The sequence below is a fragment of the Streptomyces sp. NPDC088254 genome (assembly GCF_044740925.1).
GTDB lineage: Bacteria > Actinomycetota > Actinomycetes > Streptomycetales > Streptomycetaceae > Streptomyces.
Genome location: NZ_JBIURQ010000003.1, coordinates 44,477 through 70,329, shown reverse-complemented (window position 1 = coordinate 70,329; position 25,853 = coordinate 44,477). Strand labels below are relative to the sequence as shown.

Sequence of the window (25,853 nt, the reverse complement as noted above, 5' to 3'; positions counted from 1 at the left end):
CTCCCTCTCCGACATCCGAGCCACCTATGCTCTCAGCTCGGACGGACTGCTGGGACGGCACACGAGGGCGGGCGGGATGACGAGGGACACAGTGCGTTGGGGGATCCTCGCGACCGGCGGCATCGCCGCCGCGTTCACGGCGGACCTGATCGACCTGCCGGACGCGGAGGTCGTCGCGGTCGCCTCCCGCACCGAGACCGCCGCGAAGGCCTTCGCCGAACGCTTCGGCATACCCCGCGCCTACGGCGACTGGGCCGCGCTCGCGGACGACGAGGACGTCGACGTCGTCTACGTCGCCACCCCGCACGCCGCGCACCGGACCGCCGCCGGGCTCTGCCTGGAGGCCGGCCGCGGGGTGCTGTGCGAGAAGCCGTTCACGCTGAACGTGCGCGAGGCCGGGGAACTCGTCGACCTCGCCCGCGACCGCGGACGCTTCCTCATGGAAGCCATGTGGATGTACTGCAACCCGCTGATCCGCCGGCTGAAGGCGCTGGTCGAGGACGGCGCGATCGGCGAGGTGCGCACCGTCCAGGCCGACTTCGGGCTCGAAGGGCCCTTCCCGCCCTCGCACCGGCTGCGCGACCCCGCCCAGGGCGGCGGCGCCCTGCTCGACCTCGGCGTCTACCCGGTCTCCTTCGCCCACCTGCTGCTCGGCGAACCCGACGGCGTCGCCGCGCAGGCCGTCGTCTCCGCCGAGGGCGTCGACCTCCAGACCGCGGCCGCCCTGTCCTGGGACTCCGGCGCGCTGGCCGCCCTGCACTGCTCCGTCGTCGGCGGTACGGGCACCTCCGCCTCCGTGACCGGCTCGCGCGGCCGGATCGACATCCCGAACGGCTTCTTCCACCCCGACCACTTCGTCCTGCACCGCGCCGGCCGCGACCCCGAGAAGTTCGCCGCCGACCCGGCCGACGGGCCCCGCTCGACCATGCGGCACGAGGCCCTCGAAGTCATGCGCGCCGTGCGCGCCGGCGAGACGGAGTCCCCGCTCGTCCCGCTGGACGGCACCCTCGCCGTGATGCGCACCCTGGACGCCGTACGGGACCGGATCGGGGTCCGCTACCCGGGCGAGAGCTGACCGAGACGTCCCGTCTCACCACCTTGGTACGGTCGCCCCATGGTCACCCAGTCCAAAAAGCCGGCCCCCGACACCGCCCGGCGCAGCGAGCGGTCCCGCCGCGCGATCTACGACGCGGCACTCGGCCTCGTCGCGGAGGCCGGCTACCCGAAGACCACCGTCGAGGGCATCGCCGCCCGGGCCGGCGTCGGCAAGCAGACGATCTACCGCTGGTGGGGGTCGAAGGCCGACGTCCTGCTGGAGGCGTTCCTCGACCTGTCCGAGCAGGCCGCCGCGGACGCCGGACAGGTGTCCTACGCCATCCCGGACACCGGCGATCTCGCCGCCGACCTGAAGCTGGTGCTGCGCCTCACCGTCGACCAGATGGCCGACCCCCGGTTCGACGCCCCCTCCCGCGCCCTGGCCGCCGAGGGCCTCGTCAACGAGCAGCTCGGCCGCGAGTTCGTCGCCAAGCTGCTCGAACCGCAGCTCCAGCTGTACGTCACCCGCCTGCGCTCCGCGCAGCACGCCGGTCAGGTCCGCGCCGACGTCGACCCGCGCATCGCCCTGGAGCTGTTCGTCTCCCCGCTCGCCCAGCGCTGGCTCCAGCACACGGGGCCCATCACCCACGAGTACACGGACACCCTGGTCGACTACGCCCTGTTCGGCCTCGCCCCGCGCTGAGGTCCTCGCCCCATCCGCCCCGCTCGTCCCACCTGCCCCGATTCGGCGCTCCCGACCCCCGATGCGCAGGAAGATGCGACCATGAGGCATGCTGTCCGCACCACGGCGAGGCAAGGGGATAGATGAGCGCGGAGTTCGGTGGCCGAAGCGGCCGGCAGGGCAAACTCTCCCAGTGGCTGCGCGGACGCCGCCCCAAGGAAGCCGCCGACGAGGGCGGCCGTGAGGCCCTGCTGCTCGCCGCCGCCGGAGCGGGACTGCCCCTCGCGCCCGCCGCCCACCCGGTCTCCGGCTACCGCTGCTCCTGCGACCGGGTCGGCTGTCCCACCCCCGGCCGGCACCCCGTCTCCTTCGCCTGGCAGACGCAGGCGACCACCGACCGCGCCCAGATCGAGCGCTGGGCCGACCACCAGCCGCAGGCCAACTTCATCACCGCGACCGGTATGACGCACGACGTGCTGGACGTGCCCCTGGAAGCCGGCCGCGAGGCCCTCGACCGGCTGCTCGGCTCCGGCGTCGAGGTCGGCCCGGTCGCCGTCGACGACGGCCGCATGCTCTTCTTCACCCTCACCCGCGGCACACCCGAGGACGAGGACGAGTGGTGGCCGTGCGCGCTGGACTGTCACCCCGAGACCATGGACGAACACCCCGGCCTGCGCTGGCACTGCCGCGGTTCCTACGTCCTCGTCCCGCCCGCCCGGCTCCCGGGCGACGACGGCCAGTCCGTCCGCTGGCTGCGAGGCCCCGAACACCCCCTCCCGGACCCCCTGACCCTCCTGGAGCCCCTGACGGACGCGTGCGCGAGGCACGTGGGCGAGGAAACGGACCAGACGACGGCAGCCTGGCCCCGGCGGCACTGACTCACCCAGGACGCGGGGCTGTGACCATGCCCCACTGACCTGCCTACCCGCACCGGACGACGAGACCTACTCGCCCTTCGCCGCCGTCAGCCCCTCGAGCCGGCTCAGCAACGACACAGGCGAACCCCCGGCGGAGCCACCCCGCACCACGGCCGCCTCGTTCGCCACGAACTCCATGGTCAGCGCCCGCGACACCTCTCCCGTCGTCAGCGCTCGCACGTTCTGGTTGGGCGCCGGCACCGACGTCCCCGCCGCAGCCGTCTGCTTCACGTAGTGGTGCGTGGCGAAGAACACCAGCGCCCCGCCGTCCGCCGTGCGCAGCGCCAGCGGCGCGAAGTCCCCGCCGGTGAGCGGCTCGTCGATGTACTGCGTGACCAGGCCCGGCCTGATCGAGTTCTTCGCCCGCGCGGAGCGCAGCTCGCTCGTGTACGGGCCGTCGGCGAACGAGGTCCCGCCGGCGCGCAGGTACGCCGTGTAGTCCTTGCTCAACTCGCCTGGAACGCGCGAGAGTTGACGCGAGCCGGCCGGCACGGCCTGCGCCCAGCCGTCCTTGTCCTTCGCGAACGCGGGCAGCGCGCCCGGCGCCACCAGCGTCAGGTACGCCGCCTCCCACGGGTCCGACATCGCGTCCCGGGTGAACACCAGCACCCAGCGCGCGTCGCCGCCCTTGTTGGCCTTGGCGTCGGCGACGAACCAGCGCGGCCAGCCCGCCTTCTTGACGATCGTGTACTTGACGTCCGTCAGCTTCAGCGGGGTGTGCCGCGGGTTGCCGCCCGGGTTGTTGACCCGGCCCGCCTTCAGCCGCGCGGCGTCGATCGCGCCGAGCGCGCCCGTGGTGTGACCGGCGTCGAGAGAACCGTCGTACGCCGCGTCGGCCTTGTTGTACGCGGTCGTGAACTCCTGGAGCGCCTCGGCCGCTTCGGCCCGGGTCGCGGCGGGGAGCACCTCGCGCTCCCCGTGGACCACCACGCAGCCGCTCGCCGTCAGCGCGACGACGGTGAGCGTGGCCGCGACGGTCGCGTTCCGGTCACGCCCGAGGAGCCGTGGACGGCCGGTCGTCAGGCTGCGTTCCCTGGTCATCAGGTGACTTCACCTTCCCCTTCCCGGAGGCGAACCCTACCGGGGCGAGGAACAGGGCGAGCGTCGGGACCAGGTAGAGCAGCCACACCGTGACCTGGAGGACCGTCGGATCGGGCTGGAAGTTGAACACGCCCTTCAGCAGCGTCCCGTACCAGCTGTCCGGCGGGATCGTGCCGCTGACGTCGAAGGCCTTGTCCGTCAGGCCCGGCAGCCAGTCGGCCTCCTGGAGGTCGTGGAAGCCGTACGCCAGCACGCCCGCCGCGACGACGACCAGCATGCCGCCCGTCCAGGTGAAGAACTTCGCCAGGTTGATCCGCAGCGCGCCCCGGTAGAACAGCCAGCCGAGCGCGACGGCCGTCGCGATGCCGAGGAGCACGCCGATCAGCGGGCGCGGGGTGCCGTCGCCGGCCGCGTGCACCGACGCCCACACGAACAGGGCGGTCTCCAGGCCCTCCCGGCCGACGGCGAGGAACGCGGTGGCGACCAGCGCGCCCGTGCCCATGGCGAGGGCCGCGTCCAGCTTGCCGTGCAGTTCGGCCTTCAGATGCCGGGCGGTGCGCCGCATCCAGAACACCATCCACGTCACCAGGCCGACCGCGATGACCGACAGGGAGCCGCCGAGCGCCTCCTGCGCCTCGAACGTCAGCTCCTGGGAGCCGAATTCGAGCGCGGAGCCGAAGCCCAGCGCGAGCAGCACCGCGACGGCGATGCCTGCCCACACCGGCTTCAGCGCGTCCCGGCGGCCGGTCTTGACCAGGTAGGCGATGAGGATGCAGACGACGAGAGAGGCCTCCAGGCCCTCGCGCAGTCCGATCAGGTAGTTGGAGAACACCGGCTACGCACCCTTCCCGCTGTCGTCGAACAGGGCCCGGCCCCACCAGTCGTCCGCGTCCCGGACGCCGGGCGGGACGGCGAAGACCGCCGAACCCACGTGCTGGATGTACTCGTTGAGCGCGTCGGTCGCCAGGTTGCGCTGGACGGGGATGAACCCCTTGCGCACGTCCCGCTGGTAGGCGAGGAAGAACAGGCCCGCGTCGAGGCGGCCGAGGCCGTCGGAGCCGTCGGTGAAGGAGTAGCCGCGGCGCAGGATCGTCGCCCCGCTGTTGGAGTCGGGGTGTGCGAGCCGCACGTGCGCGTCCGGCTTCATCGCCTTCAGGAACGGTTCGTCCCGCTCCTTGGCCTTGCCGACGGGCGCGCCCTCGCCCTTGTCCCGGCCGAAGATGTCCTCCTGCTCCTGCAGCGAGGTGCGGTCCCACGTCTCGATGTGCATACGGATCCGGCGGGCGACCAGATACGAACCGCCCTTCATCCACGCGGAGTCGGCGTCGACGTCCTTGTCCCCGACCCAGACGAACTTCTCCAGCCGGTCCGTCTCGGTGCCGGCGATGTTGCGGGTGCCGTCCTTGAAGCCCATCAGGTTGCGCGGGGTCTGCGCGTCGGGCGTCGTGGAGGAGGTCTTGCCGAAGCCGAGCTGCGACCAGCGGATGACGACCTTGCCCATGCCGATCCGGGCCAGGTTGCGGATCGCGTGCACCGCGACCTGCGGATCGTCCGCGCAGGCCTGTACGCACAGGTCGCCGCCGCTGCGGGCGGCGTCCAGGTTGTCGCCGGCGAACTGCGGCAGGTCCACCAGCGCCTCGGGCCGCCGCGAGGCCAGGCCGAAGCGGGAGAACAGGGACGGCCCGAAGCCGACGGTCAGCGTCAGCCGGGACGGCTTGAGGCCGAGCGCCTCCCCGGTGTCGTCCGGCGGCGCCTCGGGCAGCCCGCCGTACGCGCCCTCCCCGACGGCCTTCCCGGCCGTCATCAGCCGGGCCGCCTCGGTCCAGTCCTTCAGCAGCTGGACGAACGCGGCGCGGTCGTCGGTCTTCACGTCGAACGCGGCGAAGTGCAACCGGTCCTGCACCGGGGTGGCGATGCCCGCCTGGTGCGGGCCGTGGAAGGCGACGGCCGCGCCCGCCGAGGCGGCCGGCTGGGCGTCGTCGCCGGTGCGGGCCATCGCGGCCGCGCCGCCGGCCGCGGCGGCCCCGATCGCGAGGCCCGCGCCGCCCCAACCGATCAGCGTGCGCCGGGTGGGTGAAGGGGGAGTGGCGCCGGCGGCGCCCTCGGTGCCCTTGGCGGCCTCGGTGTCCTTGGGGTCTGTCATGACCGTCGCCCTCCGCTCACTTCGCCGTGGCGGCGGCGAGCTTCGACAGCGGCTCCGCGAGTGAGTTCACGCCGTCCGACAGCTCCTTGCGCCCCGCCGCGTCGACCTTGTCGTACGAGGTGAAGTCGTACGCGTTCTTGTCCGCGCGGTACTTGTCCAGCAGCGCGTTCAGCGCGGCGAACTGCTTGTCCAGCTCGGTGACCAGCGCCGCGTCGTTCTCCCGCACCACCGGCTTGAGCAGCTCGTACGACTGCTGCGCGCCCTCCACGTTGGCCTTGAAGTCGACCAGGTCGGTGTGCGAGTAGCGCTCCTCCTCGCCGGTGACCTTGCCGGTGGCGACCTCGTCGAGCAGTTCCTTCGCGCCGTTGGCCATGGAGGTCGGGGTGATCTCCGCCTTGCCGACCCGCTCCTGCCAGTCCTTCAGGTCGGTGACCAGCTGACCGGCGAGCGCCTTCTCCTCGGCGCCGATCTTCTTGTCCTGCCAGAGAGCCTTCTCCAGCCGGTGCCAGCCGGTCCACTTCTGGCCGGCCTCCAGGCCGTCCGCGCGGACGTCGACCTTCGGGTCGATGTCACCGAAGGACTCCGCGACCGGCTCGGTGCGCTCCCAGCCGATCCGGGAGGTCGCGTACGCCTTCTTCGCCGCCTCGACGTCCCCGGCCTTGACCGCGGCGGCGAACGCCTCCGCCTTCGGCAGCGTCTCGTCGGCCTGCTGCTGCGCGTAGGCGCGGTAGGAGGCCACGGCCTTGTCCAGACGCGGGTCGCGCTTGGCCGCCGCGCCCTCTCCGGTGACCTTGAGGGCCTGGCGGATGCCGTCGCCCTTCATGCCCGGCTTGCAGGCGATCTCGTAGTCGCCGGCCTTCACCTCGGCGGTGACGCGCTGCTTGGTGCCGGGGCCGATGTTCTCGCGCTCGGTCACCACCCGGTCGTCGGGGAAGAGGACGTAGACCTCGGTGACCTTGGAGCCCTTGTTCTCGATGGCCAGCTCGACGTGACCGGCGGCGATCTCCTTGGTGGAGGTCTCGCACCTGTCGTCGGTGGCGGTCACGCTGATCACACGGTCGCCGTCGGCGGAGTCGCTCTTCTGTGTGCAGCCCACGGCGGTCAGGGCCACCGCGGCGGCGGTGGCGGTGACGACGGAGAGTCTGACGGCGTGCATGAAGGCTCCCGGGGTGGCCGAAGACAGCGTGACGGCACTCAGTGCATAGTGAGGCTCGCCTAACTTAGCTCCCCCTTACCTACCCAGTACCCGTCCGTGCCGTGATTCAGCTCTCATAGACGCTGTAAGAGCACGATACGATCACGAAGGGGCAAAGCGGACGTCATGGGAAGGTCAAGGAAGATTGAAAGGTCGGCGAGCGGCCGTGCGCCTCCGTCGGCGGCTTTCTCGCTCGTGGTCACGGCGTCCGCGATGTTTCAATGCCCGCGTGACTGATTACGACGTGCTCCGCGTCTTCTGCGCGCCCAACGGCGGATACGGCAACGAACTGGGCGTCGTCCGCGACGGCTCCCGGGTGCCCGAGCGGAGCGACCGGCAGGACATCGCGGCCAAACTCGGCTTCAGCGAGACCGTGTTCGTGGACGATCCCGAGCGCGGGGTCGTCGACATCTACACCCCCACCCTGCGCCTGCCCTTCGCCGGCCACCCCTGCGTCGGCACCGCCTGGCTCCTCGACGTGCCCGAACTCGTCACCCCCGCCGGCACGGTGGGCGTCCGCCTGGACGGGGAGTTCAGCTGGATCGAGGCCCGCGCGGAGTGGGCCCCGCCGCGCACCCTGCGCCAGTACGCCACCGCCGCCGAGGTGGACGACCTGCCGGTGCCGCCCCCCGGCGAGTGGATCTACGCCTGGGCATGGGAGGACGAGCCGGCCGGGCGGATCCGCGCCCGCGGCTTCCCCGGCCGTGACGACGGCATCGAGGAGGACGAGGCGACGGGCGCGGCGGCGCTGCTCCTCACCGACCGCCTGGGCCGCGCGCTGAACATCACCCAGGGCGCCGGTTCCCAGATCCTCACCGCCCCGCAGCCGTTCGGCTGGGTGGAGATCGGCGGCCGGGTGCTGCTGGAGCGCTGAACGGTACGCGGGGTGCGGGCGTCCGGCGTGTTCTGCGGGGCCGTACGGGTGGTGGCGCGTGTGCGCGGGGTGACGAGCGGTTACCTCTGGGCGTGACCCCACCGCCTCCGTGAGAGGAGCACCATGCGTATCCGCTCTGCCCTGGCCGCCGCCGCCCTCGGGATCGCCCTGGCCGCCACCGGTGCGACGAGCGCCGTCGCCGACGAGCAGCCGCACCACGACGGCCCCAAGCACCACTACGCCGCGGACGAGGTGTGCAGCCCCTACATCGGCTTCGTCGACACCGCCGCCAGCGACATCTTCTGGGCCGGCGCGCACTGCGACAGCACCCGCTGACCCGACGCCGCCACGGCACTGGCACCGGGCCTCCTCCCGCCGCGGACGGAGGCCCGGTCAGGCCGACAGCGGGAACTCCTCGCCCAGCTCCCGGAACACCGCCGTGTTCAGCGCGAACGCCTTCTTGCACTCCGCCACGACCCGCTGTTTCTCCAGGTCGTCGGCGCGCACCGCGTCCAGCAGTTCCCGGTACCCCCGCTTGAACGCGGCCGGGTTGCCTATCTCCTCGAAGACGTAGAAGCGGACGCCGTCGCCCTTTCTCTCGAAGCCCCAGGCCTTCTCGGCACGGTCGCGGATGATCTGCCCGCCGGAGAGGTCGCCGAGGTAGCGGGTGTAGTGGTGGGCCACATACCCGGCCGGCCAGCGCTCGGCGCACTCCCGCACCCGCTCCGCGTACGCCCGGGTCGCCGGTAGTGCGGACATCCCGGCCCGCCAGCCAGGGCCCCGCAGATGTGCGAGGTCACGCTCCAGCGCGCCGCGCCGGAACAGCTCCGGCCGGATGAACGGACCGGCCACCGCATCCGACGCCAGCCGCCCGGCCTCCGCCTCCAACGCCTCATACACGAACCACAGTTGCTCGGTGTACCGCGTGTACGCGTCGACGCCGAGGCGGCCGCCGAGCAGGTCGCTCATGAACGGGGAGGTCTCCGCCTCCACGTGCTGCTCGTGGGACGCGGCGCGGATGACGTTCGAGAAGGAGTCCATGGCCCGGATCTTCTGTGGTTAGGTTCACCTAAGTCAACGGGGTGCCGACCCTCTGTCGGCAAGTTTACCGACAACCCGTCGGCAAGACCTGTCGGCAGGCGAGCACCCGGTGCGGCGAAAAGCCCGCCCTCGCGAGGAGAACGGGCTTGTGAGCGGAAGTTCCTACGGCAGCGTGAGGATGTCCGCGCCCGACTCCGTCACCACCAGGGTGTGCTCGAACTGCGCGGTCCGCTTGCGGTCCTTCGTCACGACCGTCCAGCCGTCGTCCCACATGTCGTACTCGTGGGTGCCCAGCGTCAGCATCGGCTCGATGGTGAACGTCATCCCGGGGCGCATCACGGTCGTCGCGTGCGGGCTGTCGTAGTGCGGGATCACCAGCCCGGAGTGGAAGGACGAGTTGATGCCGTGACCGGTGAAGTCCCGCACCACCCCGTACCCGAACCGCTTCGCGTACGACTCGATGACCCGCCCGATCACGTTGATCTGCCGGCCCGGCCGGACCGCCTTGATCGCCCGGGCGAGCGACTCCCTGGTCCGCTCCACCAGCAGCCGGCTCTCCTCGTCGACGTCCCCGACCAGGTAGGTCGCGTTGTTGTCGCCGTGCACCCCGCCGATGTAAGCCGTCACGTCCAGGTTGACGATGTCGCCGTCCCGCAGCACCGTCGAGTCCGGGATGCCGTGGCAGATCACCTCGTTGACCGACGTGCACAGCGACTTGGGGAAGCCGCGGTAGCCGAGGGTGGAGGGGTAGGCCCCGTGGTCGCACATGTACTCGTGCGCCACCCTGTCCAGCTCGTCGGTCGTCACTCCCGGCGCGATCAGCTTCGCCGCCTCCGCCATCGCCCGCGCGGCGATCCGGCCGGCGACGCGCATCGCCTCGATCGTCTCGGGGGTCTGCACCTCCGGCCCGGTGTAGGGAGTGGGCGCCGGTTTGCCGACGTACTCGGGACGGCGGATGTTTCCGGGCACGGAACGGACGGGGGACAGCTCCCCGGGCACGAGCAGCGACTGGCTGGACATGTCGGCGAGTCTAACGAGCCGCCGTGGGGGAACATGACGGTGGCGAGAGGAGCTGGTCATGCCCCTGTTCAAGAAGCGCACCGCCGGCAAGCCCGGCGAGTGGTTCTACTGTCTGGAGCACAAGAAGGTCGAGGAGGGCCCGGACTGCCCGGGCAAGGACCGTTTCGGGCCGTACGCCACGCGCGGCGAGGCGGAACACGCGATGGAGACCGCCCGCGAGCGCAACCTCCAGTGGGAGAACGACCCCAAGTGGCACGACGCCCCCACGGGCCGCACCACGGACGAGGACTGACGGCGGGGGCCCGGCCGCAAGGCCTGCCGGGTCCCCCGGTCAGCTCCCCACCGCGGGCACCGAGCCCTCCCGGCTCCCGCGCCGCTGCTCGCGCAGCCGGACCGCGTGCTCGTTCGTCCGGGCGTCGTAGCGCATCAGGCCCGGCAGGCACAGGGCCAGCAGGCCCACCGCGCCCACGCAGAGCAGCCCGCCCGACCACACGGACGCCCGCACTCCGAGCAGGCCGGCGAACCCGCCCGCGCGGACCTGCCCGAGCTGCGGACCCACCGAGTACGACAGCAGCTCGATCCCGGCGAGCCGGCCGCGCAGCCCGTCCGGGATCGTCTGGTTCCACATGGCGGCCCGGAAGACGCCGCTCACCATGTCGCAGGCCCCCGCGACGACCAGGCACAGCAGCACCAGCCACACGTTCCGGGTGAGCCCGGCCCCGGCGATCGCCACGCCCCACAGCGCGGCCGAGAGCGCGACCATCCGGCCGTGCCGGTGGATCCGCGAGGTCCAGCCGCTGGTCAGGCTCACCAGCAGCGCTCCCGCCGGCACACTCGCGTACATCAGCCCGAGCGCCCACTCGGCGTCCAGCTCGTCCGCGAGGAACGGCAGCAGCGCGAGCGGCATCGCCAGGAACATCGCGGCCAGGTCGACGGCGTACGTGCCGAGCAGCTCCTTGCGGTTCCAGGCGTACCGCGCGCCCTCCGCGATCGCCCGCAGCGAGGGTCTGGCCGCCTCGTGGGCGGCGGGGGAGGCGGCGATCCCCACCGTCAGGGCCACCGAGACGGCGAACGTCGCGAAGTCCGCCGCGTACGCCCATCCGAGCCCCGCGTAGGCCACGACCACGCCCGCCACGGCCGGTCCGGCCACCCCGCCGACCGTCCAGCGCAGCGCGTTCAGCGAGGCCGCCGCGGGCAGGTGCTCGTGTGCCACGATCCTCGGCCACAGCGAGTCCAGCGCCGGCCGCTGCACCGACACCAGCGCCGAGGACAGCGCCGCCACGACGTACAGCGGCCACACGGCGGGCGTCGGCAGGAGCACGTTCAGCAGCAGCACCGCCGACAGCAGGCCCTGGCCGGCCTCCGTCCACAGGATCAGCTTCCGCTTGTCCCAGGCGTCCGCGAGCGCACCGCCGTACAGCCCGAACACCACGAGCGGCACCAGCTCCACGGCCCCGATCGCGCCGACCGCCGCGGCGGACCCCGTCAGCTCCTTCAGCTGCACGGGCAGCGCGACGAAGGTGAGGAAGCTGCCGAAGTTCGACACCAGCCCGGCCGCCCACAGCCGCCGGAAGTCACGCGAGGCCCGCCACGGGGCGAGATCCGGAAGCAGCGCCCGCAGACCGGAGGGCGGAGCGCCGGCGGCGGGGGGAGGGGCGGTGGTGGGGGAGTCGTCGGTCACGAGGGGCCATGGTCGGCACGAGACCGTCCCGGGGCAACCGCTTTTCCCGCTCACCACAGGGGCGGCGGCGGGGCCGTCAGGTGTTCCGCCAGCTGGGACAGGCGGTCGCGGAAGCGGCGGCGGGGGCGCTTCGGCGGCGAGGACTCGCCGGCCGCCGCGCTCACCAGGTGCTGCACGGTGTCCAGGTCCAGCTCCGAGCCGTCCGGCACCGTCAGCGCCTCGTGCGCCAGCGCCGTCAGCTCACGCCCGCCCGGACCGAGGGCGAGGACCGTCACCCCGGCCCGACGGGCGTCGGACACCCGCTCCAGCAGCGGCGCGTCCCCCTCCGGCGCCGCCACCAGCAGCGTCTCGCCCCGCCGTGCCGCCTCGATCCGGCCGAGGCCCACCGCGAGATGCGCGGGATCCGAGGGACGCGCGCCGTGGCGCACCAGTGTGGGCGCCAGCTCCGGCGTCCCCGACCACGCCGCCTCGTCCACCAGATGCGCGGCCAGATGCCACGGCTCGTGCTCCGCGGTGCCCACGAGCAGCAGCCCGCCCCCGTGGGCGAGCACCGACCCCCGCAGCACCGCGCCGAACCTGCGGGTGGCCCCCAGCCACTCCGTCCCGGCGAGCACCTCACGCAGCAGCGCGACCCGTACGGCGTCCATGCGCCGGCATCCTGCCGCACCCGGCCCGGCCCTGCGCGGGATTCGCCCGGGATTCCCCCGACCCGGGGAACCCGCCCGCCGCCACCCCGCCCCACGGGGCCGCCCCGGCGCACGTAAAGTCGGCCCATGACCTCTAGCGACAGCGCACAGAACGCCCCCGCGAAGGCCCCCGTCAAGGACCCGTGGGACCTCCCCGACGTCTCCGGGCTCGTGGTCGGCGTGCTCGGCGGGACCGGACCGCAGGGCAAGGGCCTCGCCTACCGGCTCGCCAAGGCCGGCCAGAAGGTGATCATCGGCTCACGTGCCGCGGACCGCGCGCAGGCCGCCGCGGAGGAGCTCGGCCACGGCGTCGAGGGCGCCGACAACGCCGAGACCGCCCGCCGCAGCGACATCGTGATCGTCGCCGTGCCGTGGGACGGCCACGGCAAGACCCTGGAGTCCCTGCGCGGGGAACTCGCGGGCAAGCTCGTCGTGGACTGCGTCAACCCGCTCGGCTTCGACAAGAAGGGCGCCTACGCGCTGAAGCCCGAGGAGGGCAGCGCCGCCGAGCAGGCCGCCGCCCTGCTGCCCGACTCCCGCGTCGCCGCCGCCTTCCACCACTTGTCGGCCGTCCTCCTCCAGGACCCCGCGATCGACGATATCGACACCGACGTGATGGTGCTGGGCGAGGAGCGCGCCGACGTGGAGATCGTGCAGGCGCTGGCCGGCCGTATCCCCGGCATGCGCGGCGTCTTCGCCGGCCGGCTGCGCAACGCCCACCAGGTGGAGGCGCTCGTCGCCAACCTGATCTCCGTCAACCGCCGCTACAAGGCGCACGCCGGGCTCCGGGTCACCGACGTGTGAGACGCGGGAGCGATGGGGGACACTGGTCGGCGTAGGACCGGTGTCCCCTCGGTATCCCTGGCAGCCCTGGTAGGAGAACAGCCCCCATGCCCCGCCTCGCTCTCTACTCCCTCGCCGTCTGCGTCCTCGCGGTCGCCGCGGCCGTGGTCTCCTTCGTCCAGGGCAGCTGGCTGGGCGTCGTATGGGTGCTGCTGGCCGGCCTCACGTCCAACATGACCTGGTACTACGTCCGGCGCGAGCGGATCCGCCGGTCCGTCAGGGGCTGACCGAGCAGATGTCCGGCGTGCTCTCCCAGAAGCGGTAGAGAGTCTGACCGCAGTACGTCTCGACGTCCCCGATGCCGAGGCCGCGCAGCGCCGCGTCGACCACGTCGAAGAACGCGGAGTTCACCGCCGGCAGCCACAGCAGCGCGAACACGAACAGCAGCCCGAACGGCGCGAACGGCTCCACCTGGCGCTTCACCCCGTACGGCAGCCAGGGCTCCAGGACGCCGTAGCCGTCGAGGCCCGGCACCGGCAGGAAGTTCAGGAGCGCCGCGGTGACCTGGAGCAGGGCCAGGAACGCGAGCGCGTAGCGGAAGTCCGCCGGCACGCCGTCCAGCGCGTCCAGCCAGAACGGCGCGGTGCACACGGCGGCGAACAGCACGTTCGTCAGCGGCCCCGCCGCCGAGATCAGACTGTGCCGCCACCGCCCTCTGATCCGGCCCCGCTCGATGAACACGGCACCGCCGGGCAACCCGATCCCGCCCATGATCACGAACAGCACGGGCAGCACGATGCTGAGCAGGGCGTGCGTGTACTTCAGGGGATTGAGCGTGAGATACCCCTTGGCGCCGACGCTGATGTCCCCCGAGTGCAGGGCGGTGCGGGCGTGCGCGTACTCGTGCAGGCACAGGGAGACGATCCAGGCGGCCGTCACGAACAGGAACACGGCCACACCGGGCTGCGCGGCGAACCCGGTCCAGGTGGCCCACCCCGTGACCGCGGTGACGGCCGCGATCCCGACGAAGACGGGACTGATCCGCCGGTCACTGCGACGACTGAGGGCGGTGGTCATGAGGGCAGGACTCCTGAGGTCGGACATCGGGTGTGCGGGTCGACGGTACCGGTGGTGTGAGGGGAACGCCCCGCGGCGACCCCGGGTTCCTCGGGGCGCGGGCCGGGCGCCGCAACATCCGGAGCGGATCAGTCCGTAACGGCGGGGCCCGGGGCGGGAAACCCGGGAGCGTCGGGGGTGTGTCGCCGGAGAGAATGAACCCCGTGCGCTACCGCATCCTCGGAACCACTCAGGCCATCCGTCCCGACGGCACTCCCGTCGCCGTCGGCGGTGCGCGGCTGCGCGCGCTGCTCACCGTCCTCGCGCTGCGCGCCGGTCGGACCGTGCCCGCCGGGCTGCTGGTGGAGGAGGTGTGGTCCGGGGACCCGCCCGCCGACGCGCCGGGCGCGCTGCAGGCGCTCGTCGGGCGGCTGCGCCGGGTCCTCGGCGCGGCGGCGGTCGCCTCGGCGGAGGGCGGTTACCGGCTCGCCGCCGGCCCCGACGCCGTCGACCTGCACCGTTTCGAGCGGCTCACCGGTGACGGGCTGCGCGCCCTCGCCGACGGCGACCCCGCCAAGGCGGCCGCCGTCCTCGACGACGCGCTCGCCCTGTGGCGGGACCCGGCCCTCGCCGACCTGCCCGACCGCACCTCCGAGGCCGCCCGGTGGGAGGCCCGCCGCCTCGACGCCGTCCGCGGCCGCCACACCGCCGCACTCGCCCTCGGCCACGGCGAGCAGTCGCTGCCCGAGCTGACCGCGCTGTGCGGCGAACACCCCCTGGACGAGCCGCTCCAGGCGCTGCGCCTGCGCACCCTGCGCGCCGTCGGCCGCACCGCCGAGGCCCTCGTCGCCTACGACGGCATACGCCGGCTCCTGGCCGACCGCCTCGGCTCCGACCCGGGGCCCGAACTGCGCTCCGTGCACGCCGAGTTGCTCTCCTCCGGCGATGCGTCGCCCGCCGCGGAGCCCGCGCCGGCCCCGGTCCGGGCGCCGGCTCCCGCCCTCGCCCCGGGCAACCTCCGCGCGCGGCTCACCTCGTTCGTCGGGCGGGAGGGCGACATCGAGGTCATCCGCGCCGACCTCGCCGGCGCGCGGCTCGTCACCCTGCTCGGGCCCGGCGGGGCCGGCAAGACCCGGCTGTCGCAGGAGGCCGCCGAGGCCGTGCGCGGCGGCCTGGCCGACGGGGTGTGGCTGGCCGAACTGGCGCCCGTAGCCGACCCGGACGCCGTACCGCAGGCCGTCCTCACCGCCCTGGGCGCACGCGAGACCGTGCTGTACGGCGCCGGAGCCGAGGAGATGCGCGCGGTCGCCGAACGGCACGACGACCCCGTGGAGCGGCTGATCGAGCACTGCGCCCGGCGCCGCATGCTGATCGTCCTCGACAACTGCGAGCACGTCGTCGGGGCCGCCGCCCGTCTCGCCGAGGAACTCCTCGCGCACTGCCCCGGTTTGACGATCCTGGCCACCAGCCGTGAACCCCTCGGCGTGCCCGGAGAGACGCTGCGTCCCGTCGACCCGCTGCCCGAACCGGCCGCGCTGCGACTGCTCGCCGACCGGGGCGCCGCCGCAAGCCCCGGCTTCCGCGTCGACGCCGACGACGAGACCGCCGCGGCCTGCGCCGAGATCTGCCGCCGCCTGGACGGCCTGCCCCTCGCCATCGAACTGGCCGCCGCCCGGCTGCGGATGCTGACCGCCCGCCAGATCGCCGACCGCCTCGACGACCGGTTCCGGCTCCTCACCTCGGGCAGCCGCACCGTCCTGCCCCGCCAGCAGACCCTGCGCGCCGTCGTCGACTGGTCCTGGGACCTGCTCGACGAGGACGAACGCGAAGTCCTGTGCAGGCTCTCGGTGTTCGCCCGCGGCTGCGACCTCGCCGCCGCCGAGGCCGTCTGCGGCCCCGCCGCCCTCGACGCGCTCGGCTCTCTCGTCGACAAGTCGCTGGTCGTCGCCGCCCCGGCCGCCGACGGCGCGATGCGCTACCGGCTCCTGGAGACCGTCGCCGAGTACGCGGGCGAACGCCTCGACGAGTCCGGCGACCGCGGCGCCGCCGAACGCGCCCACCTCACCCACTACCGCGAACTGGCCCGCACCACCGAACCGTTGCTGCGCGGCCCCCGGCAGGGCGTTGCCATCGCCCGGTTCCAGCTGGAGTACGAGAACCTGCGCACCGCGCTGCGCCGGGCCGTCGCCGCCCGCGACGAGCAGGAGGGGCTCTGCCTCATCCTGTCCCTCGCCGCCTACTGGCAGATGCGCGACCTGCGGATCGAGGCCCGCGCCTGGTGCGAGGAGGTCATGGCCCTCGGCCCCGACCCCTTCACCGAGCCCGTCCGCCCCGCCGCCCCCGTGTGGAAGCCCTGCACCGACGCCCCGCCGCCGATGACCGGCGAGATCCTCGCCGAGGCCCGGCGCGGCGTCCACCTCGCCCATCTCGCCTGCATGGACACGGACCTGGCGGCCTGGGAGACCCCCGAGGCACAGACGAAGCTGCGGGTCATCGCCGAGACCTACCGGCCCGGTCTCCCGCAGACCTGCCGGGTGCCGGGCATGCTCTGGTTCTACGCCGTGATGCTCAGCGGCGACGCGGACCGCGTCCGCGTGATCATCGACGCCAACGTCCGCACCTGCCGCGAGACCCCCGGCTACGAGTGGGAGCTCGCCGCCTGCCTCCAGATGCGCGCCAACGTCCTGGCCAACCGCTCGGACTGGGCCGGCGACGCGCTGGCCGACGCCGACGAGGCGCTGGAGATCTTCCGCCGCGTCGGCGACGCCTGGGGCACCGCCGAGGCGCTCTCGGCGCGTGCCGAGGCCCACGAACGGCTGGGCCGCTACCTGGAGGCCGCCGCCCTCTACGAGGAGGCCATGGAGCACGCCGAACGGCTCGGCGCCCGCGCCCAGTTCTCCGTCCTGTCGGCCCGGCTGGGCGCCGCGCTGCTGGAGGCCGGCGAGGCCGAGCGGGGCGAGCGGATCCTGAAGGACGTGCTGGACGAGGTGGGCGGCACGCACACCGAGGCGATGCCGTTCAGCCGTATCGTCCTCGCCGCCTGGACCAGCATCACCGGCCGCGTCGCGGAGGCCCGCGAGCACATCCGCAGCCTGCGCGAGGACTTCGCGATCGCCCACTTCGTGGTCTTCGACACGTTCATCCTCAGCCAGGAGGCCTGGCTGGACGCCGTCGAGGGCTGCCACGCCGAGTCCCGGGAGAAGATCCGGCGCGGGCTGGGGATGGCCATGACCCCGCTGGCGCAGGCCATGTCCCCGCACGTCCAGTCGGTGTTCCTGACCGTCGCCGCCCTCGCCCTCGCCGAGGGCGACGCGGACACGGCCGGCGGCGGGGCACGCGACGGCGCCCGCTGCCTCGGGGCCGCCGACGCGCAGCTGCCCCCCGGTCATCGGCGGACCGCCGCGGAGCGCGTCGTCCGCGAGCGCGCCGAGGCCGCCGTACGGGCCGTGCTCTCCGCCGAGGAGTACGCGGCCGCCTACGACGAGGGCGGCGCCCTCACCGGAGAGGAGGCCGCCGCCCTGGTCTGAACGCCTCACAGGAGGGTCCCGGTCAGTTCTTCGTACGGAACTTGTGGATGGCGACGGGAGCCGCCACCGCGGTGATCAGCACCGACCAGGTCAGGGTCACCCACAGGTCGTGCGTGACCGGGCCGCCGACCATCAGCCCCCGGGCCGCGTCGGCCAGCGTGGACAGCGGGTTGTAGTCGGTGAAGGTCTGGAGCCAGCCCGGCATCGACTGCGTCGGGGCGAAGATCGACGAGCCGAACTGGAGCGGGAACAGCACCAGGAAGCCCATCGCCTGCACGGACTGCGCGTTCTTGAGCGTCACGCCCAGGGTGAGGAACACCCACATGATCGACGAGGCGAACACCGTGGACAGGCCCACGGCCGCGAACAGGCCGGGCCAGCTGCGGATGTCGAAGCCGACCAGCACCGCGACGACCATCAGCACGGACGTGGCGAACAGCATCCGCATCAGCTCGACGGAGATCTTCGCGAACAGCACCGAGCCGCGTCCGATCGGCAGCGACCGGAACCGGTCCATGACACCGGAGTTGAAGTCCTGGCTGAATCCGGTTCCGACGCCCTGCGACAACGTCATGCTCATCATCGCGATCATGCCGGGGATCACGTACTGCACGTACCCGTCCTGACCGCCGCCCAGGGCCTGCCCGATCGAGCCGCCGAAGACGTACACGAACAGCAGGGTGAAGACGATCGGCATGGCCAGCGCGTCGAACATCGACTCCGGGTCCTGCCGGATCCACAGCAGGTTGCGGCGGACGAGGGCGCCGGTGTGGCGCAGATGGCCGCGCAGGGTGATCCGCGCGTCGGCGGCAGGCTGGGTGAGGGTGGCGGAGCTCATACGGCGACCTCTTCGCGGTTGTCGGCGGGCACGGTGTCCTGCGGGGCGCCGGCGCGGTGGCCGGTGAGGGACAGGAACACCTCGTCCAGGCTGGGGAGTTCGGTGGTGACGGAGGAGAGCGTGATGCCGCGCGCGGTGACCGCGCCGATCACGGCGGTGAGTTGCTCGTCGCTGAGGACCGGCACCAGCACCGAGCCGCGCTCGGCGTCGACGGTCGTGCCGGCGAGCCCGGTGACGCCCAGGTCGTCGATCCAGCCCGCGAGCGGCCGCAGCTGCGCCGGATCGGCCGGGCGGACCCGCAGGGCGCGGCCGCCGACCTTCGCCTTCAGCTCCTCGATGCCGCCGCCCGCGATGACCTTGCCCCGGTCGACCACGGTCAGCTCGGTGGCGAGCTGCTCGGCCTCCTCCATGTACTGGGTGGTCAGCAGCACGGTCACGCCGTCGCCGACCATGCGCTTGACCTCGTCCCACACCTCGTTGCGGGTGCGCGGGTCCAGACCGGTGGTCGGCTCGTCGAGGTACAGCACCGCGGGGCGGCCGATCATCGACGCGGCCAGGTCCAGGCGGCGGCGCATGCCCCCGGAGTAGGTGCTCGCGGGGCGCTTGGCGGCCTCGGTGAGGGAGAACCGCTCCAGGAGTTCGTCGGCGCGGGCGCGGGCCTCCTTGCGGGACAGGTCCAGCAGTCGGCCGATCATGTACAGGTTCTCCCAGCCCGGGAGCTTCTCGTCGACCGAGGCGTACTGGCCGGTCAGACCGATGACCCTGCGCAGCTGGCGGGGCTGGTGGACGACGTTGTAGCCGGCGACGGTGGCCTGCCCGGCGTCGGGGGTGAGGAGGGTGGAGAGGATGCGGACGAGGGTGGTCTTGCCGGCGCCGTTGGGGCCGAGCACCCCCATCACGGTGCCCTCCCGGACGTCGAGGTCCACCCCGTCCAGGGCCTTGGTCTCGCCGTAGTGCTTGACCAGGCCCCGGACGGTGACGGCGGTCCCCGTGGCGGCGTTGGGGTTCTTGTCGGTTCGCGTCATGGGAACGACAGTGCCGCCCCCCACCGACAGACGGCCGACAAGCCGCGCCCGCCGCCCGCGGACCGCCTGCAAACCGCCTACAGACGACCGACAGAGCTCAGCCGACAGAGCTCAGCCGGCAGAGCCCTGGTGGCAGACCTCAGTGGACCGAGTGCTGCTCCGTCGGGAACGTCCCGCCGACGACCTCGTCCGCGAACGCCCTGGCCGCCCCGCTCATGACCTCGCGGAGGTTCGCGTACTGCTTGACGAACTTCGGGACCCGCCCACCGGTCAGGCCCAGCATGTCCGTCCAGACGAGGACCTGCGCGTCCGTGTCGGGCCCGGCCCCGATGCCGACCGTCGGGATGTGGAGCACGCGCGTCACCTCGGCGGCCAGCTCCGCCGGCACCAGCTCCAGCACGACCGCGAACGCCCCGGCGTCCTGAACGGCCTTCGCGTCCCGCAGCAGCTGCGCGGCCGCCTCCTCGCCGCGCCCCTGGACGCGGTAGCCCATGGCGTTCACGGACTGCGGGGTCAGGCCGATGTGGGCCATGACCGGGATGCCGGACTCCACCAGCAGCTCGATCTGCCGGTGCGAGCGCTCGCCGCCCTCCAGCTTCACGGCGCCGACCCCGGCCTCCTTCACCAGGCGGGTCGCCGAGCGCAGCGCCTGCACCGGGCCCTCCTGGTAGGACCCGAACGGCAGGTCGCCGACGATGAGGGCACGCCGGGTGCCCCGTACGACGGCCGCCGACAGCATGGTCATCTCGTCGAGGGTGACGGGGACGGTCGTGTCGTACCCCAGGTGACAGTTGCCCGCCGAGTCGCCGACGAGCATCACGGGGATGCCGGCCTCGTCGAAGACCGACGCGGTCATCGCGTCGTAGGCGGTCAGCATGGGCCATTTCTCGCCGCGCTCCTTGGCGGTGGCGATGTCGCGGACGGTGATGCGGCGCGTGCCCTTGCCCCCGTACAGCGCGGTGCTGCCGTCGGAGGGAGTCGACTTCGCAGTCTGGGCAGCCGAAAGCTGCGTCATTGCAACGGCTCCTAACGTCATCTCGAGGCGCCCTCACGGCGTCCCCGGACCACTGCCCATGGTGGCACCTCGGCACAGGGAGAGCCAGACCGGCTCCTGTGGGTAAGACCTCAGTAAAAGAATTGCGATACGAGACGGTCTCGTATCGCAATTCCCCTAGCCTCGACCGCATGACTACTCCCGCCGCTTCCACCGGGCCGGCAGCCTCCCGCATACCCGAAGAGGTCCACAGACGGCGCTGGGCGATCCTCGCCGTGCTGATGTTGAGCCTGCTGATCGTCGTCCTCGACAACTCGATCCTCAACGTCGCGATCAAGACCATCTCCACCCCCGCGCCGACCGGTCTGGGCGCCACCCAGAGCGAGCTGGAGTGGGCGATCAACTCCTACACGCTCGTCTTCGCGGGACTGCTGTTCTCCGCCGGTCTGCTCGGCGACCGCGTGGGCCGCAAGAAGGTCCTGCTCGGCGGTCTCGCCGTGTTCGGCATCGGCTCCGCGCTCGCCGCCGAGTCCGGCTCGCCCGCCCAGCTCATCGCCTTCCGCGCGGTGATGGCGCTCGGCGCCGCCTTCGTGATGCCGGCCACCCTGGCCGTCCTGATGAACGTCTTCGAGCGCGAGGAACAGCCCAAGGCGATCGGCCTGTGGGCCGGCGGGGTGGGTCTCGCGATCGCCATCGGCCCCATCACCGGCGGTCTGCTCCTCGACCACTTCTGGTGGGGCTCGGTCTTCCTGATCAACGTGCCGATCGTGCTCCTCGCCATCGCGCTGATGCTGTGGCTGGTGCCCGACTCCCGGGACCCGAACCCCGGCCGGATCGACCCCGTCGGCGTCGTCCTGTCCGTCGTCGGCCTGGTCCTGCTGGTCTACGGCATCATCAAGGGCGGCGAGCTCGCCGACTTCTCCGACCCGACCGTCCTGTCGACGATCGGCGCCGGCCTCCTCGTCCTGGTCGCGTTCGTCCTCTTCGAGAAGCGCAGCGACCATCCCTCCATCGACGTCACCTACTTCAAGAACAAGGTGTTCTCCGCCGCGATCAGCGTCATCGCGCTGGTCTTCTTCGCGCTGATGGGTGTGACGTTCTTCGCCGTCTTCTACACCCAGAGCGTGCGCGGCTACTCGCCGCTGCAGACCGGTCTGCTGATGCTGCCGCTGGCCGCAGCCCAGATGATCTTCGCGCCGCGGGCCCGGCTGGTCGTCGACCGCTTCGGCATCAAGGTCACCACCACGACCGCCATGCTCGTCATCGCCGCCACCCTGACGGCGTTCGCCACGCTCGACGAGGACACCCCGATCTGGATCCTCGAGGTCGTCTTCTTCTTCATGGGCGCCGGGATGGCCCACATCATGACCCCCACCAGCGTCGTCATCATGCAGGCCCTGCCCCGCGAGAAGGCCGGCTCCGCCTCCGCGCTCAGCAACACCTTCCGCCAGGTCGGCGGTGCGCTCGGCATCGCCGTCCTCGGCTCCGTGCTGTCCACCGCGTACCGCACCGGCATCGAGGACCGGCTCGGCGCGCTCCCGGCCGGGCTGCGCGAGACGGCGGGGGAGTCCATCGAGGCGACCCTCGGCGTCGCGGCCAAACTCGGCGACCAGGGCAAGGCGCTGGTCGGCCCCGCCGACGCCGCCTTCCTGCACGCGATGCACGTCACCGCGCTGTGGGGGGCCGGCGTGGCGGTGGTGGGCGCCGTCGTCGTCGGGATGTTCCTGCCCGGCAAGCCGAAGGCGCCCCAAACGGCCGAGAAGGACCAGGACTTGGTGCGGGCCGAGTCGTAGGTCCGGCCGTCGGGCCGTCCCCTGAGCGACAATCTCCCCAGTGTTCCCGTTACGACGAAGGGACGGACACACGTGAGCCTCGCCGACAGCGACACCGGTGTGGAGCAGCCCGCGCGCGGGCGACCCCGCAGCGAGGCGGTGGAACGGGCCATCATCGAGGGGACGATGAGACTGCTGGAGGAGGGGGTTCCGCTCGGTGAGGTGTCCATCGAGCGGATCGCCCGCACCGCCGGTGTCGGCAAGGCGACCATCTACCGCCGCTGGAGCGGCAAGGCGGAACTCTTCATCGACGTGCTGCGGGCCGTCGAACCCGAGGACCTCGCCCTGCCCGGCACCTCCCTGCGCGACGACCTGGTCGTGCTGCTGGAGTCGATGCGCCGGCGCGGACTGGCCAACCGGTCCTCCGCGCTGCTGCACAACGTCCTCGCCCAGATGAAGAGCAGCCCCAGCCTGTGGGCGGAGTACCACAACACGGTCGTCTCGCCGCGCCGCAGGCTCGGCCTCGAAGTCCTGCGCCGGGGCCGGGAGAACGGCGAGCTGCGCGCCGACCTCGACCTGGAGCTGATGTACGACATCGTCATCGGCCCCATGCTGGTGCGGACCGTGCTGCACCCCGACGCCGACCTCGCCGACGGGCTCGCGGAGCGGATGGTCGACGCCGTGCTGGCCGGCCTACGGGACGTCAGTTCGGTGCAGGCCGCGCCCTGATGTGAGCGTTTCGTCACAGGCCTGTCCCCGGCCCGGACGACCGGAACCCTGCGCGCCGCCCCCTTCGTCATCGTCGCCGTACGGCCGTCACGGACGGCAGGACCAGGGCCGGACATCCCCTAGGGTCGTACCCGGGGGACGGACGGTGCACGGCAGGCAGTGAGGCGACGGTATGGCGCGACAGGCGTACATGACGGAGACGGAGAACGGCGGCTCGGGGCCCGAGCGCCGAGGAGCCCGGCTCCGGCGCCTGCTCGGCCGGCTGGCCGCCCGGATGGCGGACGGCTGGCGCGGCGACCCGAGGATCTGGCGGCGCGGCCTCGTCGTCGCCGCCCTGGCCCTGCTGCTGGCCGCGGTGATGGTGGTGCACTCCCACATCCCCAACCGCTTCGGCAACCTCGGCAGCCTCACCGAGACGTTCCTGCCCTGGCTCGGCGTCTTCATCCCGCTGCTGCTGGTGCTCGCGCTGGTGCGCAGGTCGGCGACGGCGCTGATCGCGGTGGTCGTGCCCGCCATCGTGTGGACGAACCTCTTCGGCGGGCTGTTCACCGACAAGACGGCCCCCGGCGGCGACCTCACCGTGGCCACCCACAACGTCAACGCCGACAACCCCGACCCGTCCGGCACCGCCCGCGACGTCGCCGCCTCGGGCGCGGACGTGGTGGCCCTGGAGGAGCTGACCGCCTCGGCGGCCCCCGTCTATGAGAAGGCGCTGGCGGAGACCTACCGGTACCACTCGGTGCGGGGCACGGTCGGCCTGTGGAGCAAGTACCCGATGAGCCAGGTCGCGGACGTCGACATCAAGCTGGGCTGGGTGCGGGCGATGCGGGCCACGGTGACGACCCCCGAGGGACCGGTCGGGTTCTACGTCGCCCACCTGCCGTCCGTACGCGTCAAGCTCCAGGCCGGGTTCACCGCCCGCCAGCGGGACAGGAGCGCGGACGCGCTCGGCGAGGCGATCGCCGCCGACTCGCTCAGCCGGAAGATCCTGCTCGGCGACCTCAACGGCACCATGAACGACCGTTCGCTGAACGCCGTCACCTCCCAGATGCGTTCGGCGCAGGGCGCGGCCGGCAGCGGCTTCGGCTTCAGCTGGCCGGCGTCGTTCCCGATGGCGCGCATCGACCAGATCATGGTCACCGGCGTGGAGCCGGTCACCTCCTGGTCGCTGCCGCAGACCGGCAGCGACCATCTGCCGGTGGCCGCACGTGTGAACGTCGCCACACCGTGAGCGGCTGAACTGCCGGAATAGCGGGCCGGGCGGGGTTTGTTCCGTACTTGAACATATGATGGAACCAACCCCCTCCCGGAAAGGAACAGGCCCCTCTATGCCCTTGGCGCTGCTCGCCCTGGCCGTAGGTGCCTTCGGCATCGGCACCACCGAGTTCGTGATGATGGGCCTGCTGCCCGACGTCGCGGACGACCTGAACATCTCGATCCCGACCGCCGGACACCTGGTCTCCGCCTACGCCCTCGGCGTCGTCGTCGGCGCCCCGCTGCTGGCCGCGGCGACCGCCCGGATGTCCCGCCGCACGGTCCTGATGTCCCTGATGGGGCTGTTCGTCGTGGGCAACGCGCTGTCGGCGCTCGCCCCGGACCACCACTGGCTGCTGGCGGCCCGGCTGCTCAGCGGACTCCCGCACGGCGCGTTCTTCGGCGTCGGCGCCGTCGTCGCCACCGGGATGGTCGCGCCCGAGCGCAAGGCGCGCTCCGTGTCCCTGATGTTCCTCGGCCTGACCGTCGCCAACGTCGCGGGCGTCCCCGTCGCCACCCTCATGGGCCAGCACCTCGGCTGGCGGGCCACGTTCCTCGGCGTGAGCGCGATCGGCCTGGTCGCGATAGCCGCCCTGGCGCTGCTCATCCCGCACGACCACCAGCACGCGGCCTCCGGCGCCGGACTGCGCGGCGAACTCGCCGCCCTGCGCTCGCTGCCGGTGTGGCTCGCGCTCGGCACGACCGTCGCCGGCTTCGGCGCGCTGTTCTCCGCCTACAGCTACATCACCCCGATGCTGACCGAGTCCGCCGGGTTCGCCGACGCCGACGTGACGCTGCTGCTCGCCCTGTTCGGCGTCGGCGCCACGGCCGGCAACCTGCTGGGCGGCCGCCTCGCCGACCACCATCTGCGCGCCACCCTGTTCGGGGGCCTCGGCTCGCTGGTCGTCGTACTGTCGCTGTTCCCGCTGCTGATGTCGGCGCAGTGGAGCGCGGCGCTGGGCGTGGTCCTGCTGGGCGTGGCCGCGTTCGCGACCGGATCGCCGCTGCAGCTGATGGTGATGGAGAAGGCCGCCTCGGCCCCCTCCCTCGCCTCCTCCGCCAACCAGGCGGCCTTCAACCTCGCCAACGCCGGCGGCGCCTGGATCGGCGGCCTCGCCCTGGCGGCCGGCCTCGGCGCCACGGCCCCCGCGGTGGCGGGCGCGGCCCTGGCCGTCCTCGGCCTCGCGGTCGCCGCGACGGCCTGGACGGTCGACCGCCGCAGGAACCCGGCCCCGTCCCCGGCGCGCATCGTCGCGAAGTCCGCCGCGGCCCGGCGCAAGGAAGCCCTGCACCACTGACCCACCCGCACGGCGCGAAGCCGCCGCGCGCGAAAGAACCCCGGAGCCCGGCTCCGGGGTCCTTCACGGTTCCGGCCCGCCCGCCGGGGCCGGCCGGCGGGCCGTCAGCGGCGGCGGAACGACGGCACGTAGTCCCGCGCGGGCGTGCCCACGCCGGTGACGTCGTCGTAGTACCGCACCGCAGACAGCGAACCGTCCTCGCCGGGACTGCGCACGGACGTGGTCAGGCCCTCCGCCCCGTCATAGCCGTTCACACAGTCGA

The 25,853-nt window shown here is 72.6% G+C and carries 26 protein-coding genes; 13 read left to right on the top strand and 13 right to left on the bottom strand.

Annotated elements, in window-relative coordinates; genetic code table 11:
• Positions 1-76 precede the first annotated feature (76 nt).
• The 3 genes from ACIOC0_RS10850 to ACIOC0_RS10840 all read left to right on the top strand — a co-directional run bounded on the left by ACIOC0_RS10850 (position 77) and on the right by ACIOC0_RS10840 (position 2,595).
• Positions 77-1,075 carry a Gfo/Idh/MocA family oxidoreductase gene (locus ACIOC0_RS10850; RefSeq protein WP_351097969.1) on the top strand — a complete coding sequence of 333 codons (999 nt, stop codon included), beginning with the start codon at positions 77-79 and terminating at the stop codon, positions 1,073-1,075.
• A 39-nt stretch (positions 1,076-1,114) separates the two neighbouring features.
• On the top strand, positions 1,115-1,738 hold the full coding sequence (locus ACIOC0_RS10845; protein WP_402154507.1) for a TetR/AcrR family transcriptional regulator: 624 nt from the start codon (positions 1,115-1,117) through the stop codon (positions 1,736-1,738).
• Positions 1,739-1,860: 122 nt separating this feature from the next.
• The gene (locus ACIOC0_RS10840; protein WP_402154505.1) at positions 1,861-2,595 is read left to right on the top strand and encodes a bifunctional DNA primase/polymerase; all 735 of its coding nucleotides are present in this window, start codon (positions 1,861-1,863) and stop codon (positions 2,593-2,595) included.
• A gap of 66 nt (positions 2,596-2,661) precedes the next feature.
• Here ACIOC0_RS10840 and ACIOC0_RS10835 read toward each other — a convergent pair whose 3' ends face one another.
• Genes ACIOC0_RS10835 through efeO form a run of 4 tightly spaced genes read right to left on the bottom strand, consistent with a single transcriptional unit; the run spans position 2,662 to position 6,974 of the window.
• Positions 2,662-3,675 carry a hypothetical protein gene (locus tag ACIOC0_RS10835; RefSeq protein ID WP_402154503.1) on the bottom strand — a complete coding sequence of 338 codons (1,014 nt, stop codon included), beginning with the start codon at positions 3,673-3,675 and terminating at the stop codon, positions 2,662-2,664.
• A complete protein-coding gene (gene efeU, locus ACIOC0_RS10830; RefSeq protein ID WP_402154501.1) occupies positions 3,623-4,507 on the bottom strand; it encodes an iron uptake transporter permease EfeU in 885 nt (294 codons plus the stop codon). Before efeU ends, ACIOC0_RS10835 begins: the two co-directional genes overlap by 53 nt.
• A 3-nt stretch (positions 4,508-4,510) precedes the next feature.
• Positions 4,511-5,818, bottom strand: a complete 1,308-nt coding sequence (gene efeB / locus ACIOC0_RS10825) for an iron uptake transporter deferrochelatase/peroxidase subunit (protein ID WP_402154499.1) — start codon at positions 5,816-5,818, stop codon at positions 4,511-4,513.
• 16 nt (positions 5,819-5,834) lie between these two features.
• Positions 5,835-6,974 (bottom strand): iron uptake system protein EfeO, encoded by a 1,140-nt coding sequence (efeO, locus tag ACIOC0_RS10820; protein WP_402154497.1) that lies wholly within the window; start codon positions 6,972-6,974, stop codon positions 5,835-5,837.
• A gap of 268 nt (positions 6,975-7,242) precedes the next feature.
• On the opposite strand from efeO, the gene ACIOC0_RS10815 reads away from it, so the two are divergent.
• Both ACIOC0_RS10815 and ACIOC0_RS10810 read left to right on the top strand, forming a co-directional pair.
• Positions 7,243-7,887 carry a PhzF family phenazine biosynthesis protein gene (locus tag ACIOC0_RS10815; RefSeq protein WP_402154495.1) on the top strand — a complete coding sequence of 215 codons (645 nt, stop codon included), beginning with the start codon at positions 7,243-7,245 and terminating at the stop codon, positions 7,885-7,887.
• 123 nt (positions 7,888-8,010) lie between these two features.
• The gene (locus ACIOC0_RS10810; protein WP_402154493.1) at positions 8,011-8,223 is read left to right on the top strand and encodes a hypothetical protein; all 213 of its coding nucleotides are present in this window, start codon (positions 8,011-8,013) and stop codon (positions 8,221-8,223) included.
• A 57-nt stretch (positions 8,224-8,280) separates the two neighbouring features.
• On the opposite strand, the gene ACIOC0_RS10805 is transcribed toward ACIOC0_RS10810, so the two are convergent.
• Both ACIOC0_RS10805 and map read right to left on the bottom strand, forming a co-directional pair.
• On the bottom strand, positions 8,281-8,928 hold the full coding sequence (locus ACIOC0_RS10805; protein ID WP_402154491.1) for a heme oxygenase (biliverdin-producing): 648 nt from the start codon (positions 8,926-8,928) through the stop codon (positions 8,281-8,283).
• A 162-nt stretch (positions 8,929-9,090) separates the two neighbouring features.
• Positions 9,091-9,948, bottom strand: coding sequence for a type I methionyl aminopeptidase (gene map / locus ACIOC0_RS10800; protein WP_351097980.1), 858 nt, complete (start codon positions 9,946-9,948; stop codon positions 9,091-9,093).
• A 58-nt stretch (positions 9,949-10,006) separates the two neighbouring features.
• Between map and ACIOC0_RS10795 the strand changes: the two genes are divergently transcribed.
• Positions 10,007-10,240 carry a hypothetical protein gene (locus tag ACIOC0_RS10795; protein WP_402154489.1) on the top strand — a complete coding sequence of 78 codons (234 nt, stop codon included), beginning with the start codon at positions 10,007-10,009 and terminating at the stop codon, positions 10,238-10,240.
• Between the two features lie 39 nt (positions 10,241-10,279).
• On the opposite strand, the gene ACIOC0_RS10790 is transcribed toward ACIOC0_RS10795, so the two are convergent.
• Both ACIOC0_RS10790 and ACIOC0_RS10785 read right to left on the bottom strand, forming a co-directional pair.
• Entirely contained in the window at positions 10,280-11,629 is a 1,350-nt protein-coding gene (locus ACIOC0_RS10790) for an MFS transporter (RefSeq protein ID WP_402154487.1), read from the bottom strand.
• A 50-nt stretch (positions 11,630-11,679) separates the two neighbouring features.
• Positions 11,680-12,276, bottom strand: coding sequence for a hypothetical protein (locus tag ACIOC0_RS10785; protein ID WP_402154485.1), 597 nt, complete (start codon positions 12,274-12,276; stop codon positions 11,680-11,682).
• Positions 12,277-12,402: 126 nt separating this feature from the next.
• Here ACIOC0_RS10785 and npdG point away from each other — a divergent pair, with 126 nt between their 5' ends.
• Positions 12,403-13,119 carry an NADPH-dependent F420 reductase gene (gene npdG / locus ACIOC0_RS10780; RefSeq protein WP_402154483.1) on the top strand — a complete coding sequence of 239 codons (717 nt, stop codon included), beginning with the start codon at positions 12,403-12,405 and terminating at the stop codon, positions 13,117-13,119.
• 86 nt (positions 13,120-13,205) lie between these two features.
• Entirely contained in the window at positions 13,206-13,385 is a 180-nt protein-coding gene (locus ACIOC0_RS10775) for a hypothetical protein (RefSeq protein WP_351097984.1), read from the top strand.
• Here ACIOC0_RS10775 and ACIOC0_RS10770 read toward each other — a convergent pair.
• A complete protein-coding gene (locus ACIOC0_RS10770) occupies positions 13,375-14,175 on the bottom strand; it encodes a site-2 protease family protein (RefSeq protein ID WP_356679054.1) in 801 nt (266 codons plus the stop codon). The two genes, ACIOC0_RS10775 and ACIOC0_RS10770, sit on opposite strands and share 11 nt — an antisense overlap.
• Positions 14,176-14,369: 194 nt before the next feature.
• Here ACIOC0_RS10770 and ACIOC0_RS10765 point away from each other — a divergent pair, with 194 nt between their 5' ends.
• A complete protein-coding gene (locus tag ACIOC0_RS10765) occupies positions 14,370-17,681 on the top strand; it encodes a BTAD domain-containing putative transcriptional regulator (protein ID WP_402155072.1) in 3,312 nt (1,103 codons plus the stop codon).
• A 22-nt stretch (positions 17,682-17,703) separates the two neighbouring features.
• Here the strand turns inward: ACIOC0_RS10765 and ACIOC0_RS10760 are convergent, their stop codons facing one another.
• The 3 genes from ACIOC0_RS10760 to panB form a co-directional block, all read right to left on the bottom strand.
• Positions 17,704-18,519 (bottom strand): ABC transporter permease, encoded by an 816-nt coding sequence (locus ACIOC0_RS10760; RefSeq protein ID WP_402154480.1) that lies wholly within the window; start codon positions 18,517-18,519, stop codon positions 17,704-17,706.
• Complete coding sequence (locus tag ACIOC0_RS10755) at positions 18,516-19,544, bottom strand: ATP-binding cassette domain-containing protein (protein WP_402154478.1); 1,029 nt, start codon at positions 19,542-19,544, stop codon at positions 18,516-18,518. Before ACIOC0_RS10755 ends, ACIOC0_RS10760 begins: the two co-directional genes overlap by 4 nt.
• 139 nt (positions 19,545-19,683) lie before the next feature.
• Positions 19,684-20,559 carry a 3-methyl-2-oxobutanoate hydroxymethyltransferase gene (panB, locus tag ACIOC0_RS10750; RefSeq protein ID WP_402154476.1) on the bottom strand — a complete coding sequence of 292 codons (876 nt, stop codon included), beginning with the start codon at positions 20,557-20,559 and terminating at the stop codon, positions 19,684-19,686.
• 170 nt (positions 20,560-20,729) lie between these two features.
• Here panB and ACIOC0_RS10745 point away from each other — a divergent pair, with 170 nt between their 5' ends.
• From ACIOC0_RS10745 to ACIOC0_RS10730, 4 genes are all read left to right on the top strand, one after another.
• Positions 20,730-22,331: an MFS transporter gene (locus ACIOC0_RS10745; protein ID WP_402154474.1), complete on the top strand. Its 1,602-nt coding sequence runs from the start codon at positions 20,730-20,732 to the stop codon at positions 22,329-22,331.
• A 72-nt stretch (positions 22,332-22,403) separates the two neighbouring features.
• Positions 22,404-23,039 carry a TetR/AcrR family transcriptional regulator gene (locus ACIOC0_RS10740; protein WP_402154472.1) on the top strand — a complete coding sequence of 212 codons (636 nt, stop codon included), beginning with the start codon at positions 22,404-22,406 and terminating at the stop codon, positions 23,037-23,039.
• 274 nt (positions 23,040-23,313) lie between these two features.
• On the top strand, positions 23,314-24,270 hold the full coding sequence (locus ACIOC0_RS10735; protein ID WP_402155070.1) for an endonuclease/exonuclease/phosphatase family protein: 957 nt from the start codon (positions 23,314-23,316) through the stop codon (positions 24,268-24,270).
• 97 nt (positions 24,271-24,367) lie between these two features.
• The gene (locus tag ACIOC0_RS10730) at positions 24,368-25,591 is read left to right on the top strand and encodes an MFS transporter (RefSeq protein WP_402154470.1); all 1,224 of its coding nucleotides are present in this window, start codon (positions 24,368-24,370) and stop codon (positions 25,589-25,591) included.
• A 104-nt stretch (positions 25,592-25,695) separates the two neighbouring features.
• On the opposite strand, the gene ACIOC0_RS10725 is transcribed toward ACIOC0_RS10730, so the two are convergent.
• Positions 25,696-25,845: a hypothetical protein gene (locus ACIOC0_RS10725; RefSeq protein ID WP_402154468.1), complete on the bottom strand. Its 150-nt coding sequence runs from the start codon at positions 25,843-25,845 to the stop codon at positions 25,696-25,698.
• Positions 25,846-25,853: the final 8 nt, after the last annotated feature.

What these genes read in the sequence shown, in the direction of transcription:
- ACIOC0_RS10805 (WP_402154491.1), bottom strand. Translation starts at nt 8,928, where the DNA reads ATGGACTCCTTCTCGAACGTCATCCGCGCCGCGTCCCACGAGCAGCAC.
- ACIOC0_RS10730 (WP_402154470.1), top strand. Translation starts at nt 24,368, where the DNA reads ATGCCCTTGGCGCTGCTCGCCCTGGCCGTAGGTGCCTTCGGCATCGGC.
- ACIOC0_RS10765 (WP_402155072.1), top strand. Translation starts at nt 14,370, where the DNA reads ATGAACCCCGTGCGCTACCGCATCCTCGGAACCACTCAGGCCATCCGT.
- ACIOC0_RS10810 (WP_402154493.1), top strand. Translation starts at nt 8,011, where the DNA reads ATGCGTATCCGCTCTGCCCTGGCCGCCGCCGCCCTCGGGATCGCCCTG.
- ACIOC0_RS10735 (WP_402155070.1), top strand. Translation starts at nt 23,314, where the DNA reads ATGGCGGACGGCTGGCGCGGCGACCCGAGGATCTGGCGGCGCGGCCTC.
- npdG (WP_402154483.1), top strand. Translation starts at nt 12,403, where the DNA reads ATGACCTCTAGCGACAGCGCACAGAACGCCCCCGCGAAGGCCCCCGTC.
- ACIOC0_RS10845 (WP_402154507.1), top strand. Translation starts at nt 1,115, where the DNA reads ATGGTCACCCAGTCCAAAAAGCCGGCCCCCGACACCGCCCGGCGCAGC.
- ACIOC0_RS10835 (WP_402154503.1), bottom strand. Translation starts at nt 3,675, where the DNA reads ATGACCAGGGAACGCAGCCTGACGACCGGCCGTCCACGGCTCCTCGGG.
- ACIOC0_RS10755 (WP_402154478.1), bottom strand. Translation starts at nt 19,544, where the DNA reads ATGACGCGAACCGACAAGAACCCCAACGCCGCCACGGGGACCGCCGTC.
- ACIOC0_RS10745 (WP_402154474.1), top strand. Translation starts at nt 20,730, where the DNA reads ATGACTACTCCCGCCGCTTCCACCGGGCCGGCAGCCTCCCGCATACCC.
- ACIOC0_RS10760 (WP_402154480.1), bottom strand. Translation starts at nt 18,519, where the DNA reads ATGAGCTCCGCCACCCTCACCCAGCCTGCCGCCGACGCGCGGATCACC.
- ACIOC0_RS10795 (WP_402154489.1), top strand. Translation starts at nt 10,007, where the DNA reads ATGCCCCTGTTCAAGAAGCGCACCGCCGGCAAGCCCGGCGAGTGGTTC.
- ACIOC0_RS10840 (WP_402154505.1), top strand. Translation starts at nt 1,861, where the DNA reads ATGAGCGCGGAGTTCGGTGGCCGAAGCGGCCGGCAGGGCAAACTCTCC.
- efeO (WP_402154497.1), bottom strand. Translation starts at nt 6,974, where the DNA reads ATGCACGCCGTCAGACTCTCCGTCGTCACCGCCACCGCCGCCGCGGTG.
- panB (WP_402154476.1), bottom strand. Translation starts at nt 20,559, where the DNA reads ATGACGCAGCTTTCGGCTGCCCAGACTGCGAAGTCGACTCCCTCCGAC.
- ACIOC0_RS10770 (WP_356679054.1), bottom strand. Translation starts at nt 14,175, where the DNA reads ATGACCACCGCCCTCAGTCGTCGCAGTGACCGGCGGATCAGTCCCGTC.
- ACIOC0_RS10775 (WP_351097984.1), top strand. Translation starts at nt 13,206, where the DNA reads ATGCCCCGCCTCGCTCTCTACTCCCTCGCCGTCTGCGTCCTCGCGGTC.
- map (WP_351097980.1), bottom strand. Translation starts at nt 9,948, where the DNA reads ATGTCCAGCCAGTCGCTGCTCGTGCCCGGGGAGCTGTCCCCCGTCCGT.
- efeB (WP_402154499.1), bottom strand. Translation starts at nt 5,818, where the DNA reads ATGACAGACCCCAAGGACACCGAGGCCGCCAAGGGCACCGAGGGCGCC.
- ACIOC0_RS10850 (WP_351097969.1), top strand. Translation starts at nt 77, where the DNA reads ATGACGAGGGACACAGTGCGTTGGGGGATCCTCGCGACCGGCGGCATC.
- ACIOC0_RS10785 (WP_402154485.1), bottom strand. Translation starts at nt 12,276, where the DNA reads ATGGACGCCGTACGGGTCGCGCTGCTGCGTGAGGTGCTCGCCGGGACG.